Genomic DNA, 3589 nt, shown 5'->3' with positions numbered 1-3589 from the left:
GATCGGCTGATGAACCTGTCGTCGAAGCGCGAGGCGGCCGAGTAATCGCGACGCGCGGCAGCACCGCCCGAGCGGGAAGGGGTCGAAATCCGGTTTCCCCTTTTCGATCCTATGCTCTAGGAAGGCACGGCTTCCCGGCGCAGCGGCGCCACCTGAATGGTTTCAAATCGTGACGGACAGCCAATTCGATCTTCTGTGCCTGGGCGAGCCGCTCGGCGAGTTCAATGCGACCCGGGCCGAGACCGGGGCCTTCCTGTTCGGCCATGGCGGCGACACTTCCAACTGCGCAGTTGCGGCGGCGCGGCAGGGCATGTCGGTTGGCTATCTCGGCGCGCTTGGCGATGACAGCGCCGGCCACTCGATCCGGGCCCTGTGGAAGCGCGAGGGTGTCAACGATTCCCGTGTCGCGACGCATCCGACCGCGCCCACGGGACTCTACTTCGTGGATCACGGCCCGTCCGGCCACGTCTTCTCCTATCTGCGTGCCGGCTCGGCCGCGAGCCTCTACAGCCCGCGTGATCTGCCGCGCGATCTGATCCGCTCAGCCCGCATCGTCCAGGCTTCCGGCATCAGCCAGGCCATATCCGCGAGCGCCTGCGATGCGGTGTTCGAGGCCTTCGAGACCGCGCGCAAGGCCGGTGTGCTGACCGCCTACGACACCAATCTGCGCCTGAAGCTCTGGCCGCTGACCCGCGCACGGGCCATCATCCACGCCGCCTGCGCCATGGCCGACATTATCCTGCCGGGGCTCGACGACGCGACGCAGCTCACCGGGCTGAACAATCCCGATGCCATCGCCGATTTCTATCTCGGCCTTGGCGCGCGCGTGGTGGCGCTGACGCTCGGCCATGAGGGCTCCCTGGTCGCGACGCCGGTGCGGCGCGAACGCTTCCGGCCGATCAAGGTCAATGCGATCGACGCGACCGGCGCCGGGGATTGCTATGATGGCGCCTTCCTCGCCGAATACCTGCGGACGGGCGACGCCTTCGCGGCGGGCGCCTACGCCAACGTGGCGGCCGCGCTGTCGACGCAGGGTTATGGCGCGGTAGCGCCGCTGCCGAGCCGGGCCGAGGTCGAGGCGCGCATGACTGCCGAGGCAAAGGCCTGATGACCGTTCCCGTTCTGAAGCGCGCAGGCGATCTCCTCGCCCGCTACGATGTGCTGATCAGCGACGTGTGGGGCGTCGTCCATGACGGGCTCTGGGCGCTGGAGCCTGCCTGCGAGGCGCTGATGGCATTCCGCGCCCGTGGCGGGGCGGTGGCGCTCCTGTCCAATGCGCCCTCGCCGTCGGAACAGGTCGCTGGCCTGCTCGACGCAAAGCGCGTGCCGAGGGAGGCCTGGGATCGGCTCGTCACCTCCGGCGACGTCACGCGCTCGCTGGTGGCCGAGAGCCATCACAAGCAGGTCTACCATATCGGCTGGGAGAGCGATCGCTCGGTCTTTGCCGGCCTCGGGGTCGAGCTGGTCGACGAGGTGGCAGCCGACATCGTGGTCGCGACCGAGCTCTTCGACTACCGGACCGAGACGCCGGAACAGTACCGGCCCCAGCTGGAGCGCTTCGCCCGGCGCGGCCTGCCCTTCATCTGCGGCAATCCCGATCTCGTCGTGCATGTGGGCGAGGATCTGCTGCCCTGCGCCGGTTCGCTGGCGGCGATCTATGAGGAGCTCGGCGGCAAGGTCGCCTGGGCTGGCAAGCCCCATCGCCCTGCCTATGACCTTGCGCTCGCTGCCGCGGCCGAGGCGCGCGGGGGGCGCCCGGTCGAGGCCGACAAGGTGCTGGTGATCGGAGACGCCGTCCGGACGGATCTCGCCGGCGCACGGCTGATGGGCTTCGACAGCCTGTTCATCGCCGGCGGCATCCATCGCGACGAGACCATGCGTGGCGGAGAGGTCGATCCCGCCGGGCTCGCCAGGGTGCTCGAGGGGCTGCCGGTGCAGCCGATCGCCGCGATGGCGGCGCTCGCCTGACGGCTTCAAGGGCCGCAAGCTCCACGTCGTGATGAGGCCGAACTGCCGGTCGGCTCGCGCAGCAAGCTGACCGGTGTGGGTTCAGTGCGCTTCGCCGGTGCGCGCGCCGCGCAGTGTCGTCAGCGTGACGACGATGCAGAACAGCATGCCGACGATCGACAGGGTCGCTGCCGCCCGGAAACCGAGCATGAACGCCTCGCTGGCCTGCGCCAGCATGGGCCCGGCCTGCTCGGGCGGGAGCCCTGTCGCGAAGGCGAGCGCTCCGCCCAGTGTCGACCGCGCGGGCGCCAGCGCCTCGGCGCTGACACCGGGTACGACGACATCCGCCATGCGACTGCGGTAAAGCGCGGCACCCAGGCTGCCCAGAACGGCGATGCCGAGCGCGCCGCCGAGCTCCACGCTGGTTTCGGACATGGCCGAGGCTGCACCGGTGCGCTCGGGCGGGGCGGAGCCGACGACGATGCCGGTCGTCAGCGTGATCACCGGGGTGAATCCGATCGAGAACACGACGGAGGCCGCGACGATCTGCACCAGGCCCGGTGCGAAGACGAGCCAGACGAAGCCGAGCGCCGAGACCGCCATGCCACCGGCCATCAATGCTGCCGGCGTGAAGCGGCCGACGAGGCTGGGCGTCACGAAGGAAGCCAGCGTGAAGGCGACCGCCGAAGGCAGTGACCAGAGGCCGGCCTGCAGCGGCGTAAGCCCCGCTACCAACTGGAAATACTGCGCCAGGAAGATGAAGCTGCCGAACATGAAGAGGATGCCGGCCAGGTTGATCGCCAGCGCCGCGCGGAATGCGGGAATGCGGAACATGGCGAGATCGATCATCGGATCGGCGAGCCTCGCCTGCCGGCGCAGGAAGAGCAGGACGAAGCCGAGCCCGGCGACGACCGCGGCGGCGGCCTGCCAGTCAAACCCGTCGGCGGCCCAGTGCTTGATGCCGTAGACCAGCCCGAGTACGGCGGCGAGCGAGAGCAACGCGCTCAGGATGTCGATGCGGCCGGCATTCGGAGCGCGGTATTCGGGCAGCAGTATCGGGCCGATGGCGAGCAGCAGCAGCATCGGCGGCACCGCGATCAGGAACGCCGATCCCCACCAGAAATACTCGATCAGGAAGCCGCCGACGACCGGCCCGATGATCGCGCCTACGGAGAAGCTGGCGATCCACATCGAGATCGCGAAGGTGCGCTCCTTCTCGTCGGTGAACATAACGGTGATGAGCGACAGGGTCGAGGGAGCAAGGGTCGCTCCTGCGATGCCGAGCACGGCGCGCATGGCGATCAGCATCTCCGCGCTGTTCGAGAAGGCTGCGACGGCCGAGGCGATGCCGAAGAAGGCGGCGCCGATCATCAGCAGCCGACGGCGGCCTATGCGGTCCCCCAGCGTACCCATGGTCATCAGGAAGCCGGCGACCATGAAGCCGTAGATGTCGATGATCCAGAGCAGCTGGCTCGCGCTGGGCTTCAGGTCCCGGGTCAATGTTGGCACGGCGAGATTCAGCACCGTGAGGTCCATCGAATAGATCATGCAGGGCAGCGCGATCGCGATCAGGCCGATCCATTCGCGGCGGGTTGCCTTCCTTCCACCCTGGGTCGAGGCGGCTGACGTCGTCATCGGTTAC

Annotated in this window: 3 protein-coding genes; 2 read left to right on the top strand and 1 reads right to left on the bottom strand. The window is 68.5% G+C overall.

The genetic code is table 11. The features are described 5' to 3' along the window. The first annotated feature begins 169 nt into the window (after positions 1 to 169). Complete coding sequence (locus ACIPIA_RS12285; protein WP_400509890.1) at positions 170 to 1108, top strand: sugar kinase; 939 nt, start codon at positions 170 to 172, stop codon at positions 1106 to 1108. After that, positions 1108 to 1968, top strand: coding sequence for a TIGR01459 family HAD-type hydrolase (locus tag ACIPIA_RS12280; protein WP_400509888.1), 861 nt, complete (start codon positions 1108 to 1110; stop codon positions 1966 to 1968). The genes ACIPIA_RS12285 and ACIPIA_RS12280 overlap by 1 nt, the downstream gene beginning before the upstream one ends. An 81-nt stretch (positions 1969 to 2049) precedes the next feature. Here the strand turns inward: ACIPIA_RS12280 and ACIPIA_RS12275 are convergent, their stop codons facing one another. Further along, positions 2050 to 3582, bottom strand: a complete 1533-nt coding sequence (locus ACIPIA_RS12275; RefSeq protein ID WP_400509886.1) for an MFS transporter — start codon at positions 3580 to 3582, stop codon at positions 2050 to 2052. Positions 3583 to 3589: the final 7 nt, after the last annotated feature.

The sequence above is a fragment of the Allobosea sp. CER48 genome (genome assembly GCF_044752385.1).
In the GTDB taxonomy this organism is placed as follows: domain Bacteria; phylum Pseudomonadota; class Alphaproteobacteria; order Rhizobiales; family Beijerinckiaceae; genus Allobosea.
The sequence above is the reverse complement of the archived record's forward strand: the minus strand, read 5'-3'. Positions and strand labels throughout refer to the sequence as shown.

Coding starts and splice junctions, on each gene's coding strand:
- ACIPIA_RS12280 (WP_400509888.1), top strand. CDS start 1,108: ATGACCGTTCCCGTTCTGAAGCGCGCAGGCGATCTCCTCGCCCGCTAC.
- ACIPIA_RS12275 (WP_400509886.1), bottom strand. CDS start 3,582: ATGACGACGTCAGCCGCCTCGACCCAGGGTGGAAGGAAGGCAACCCGC.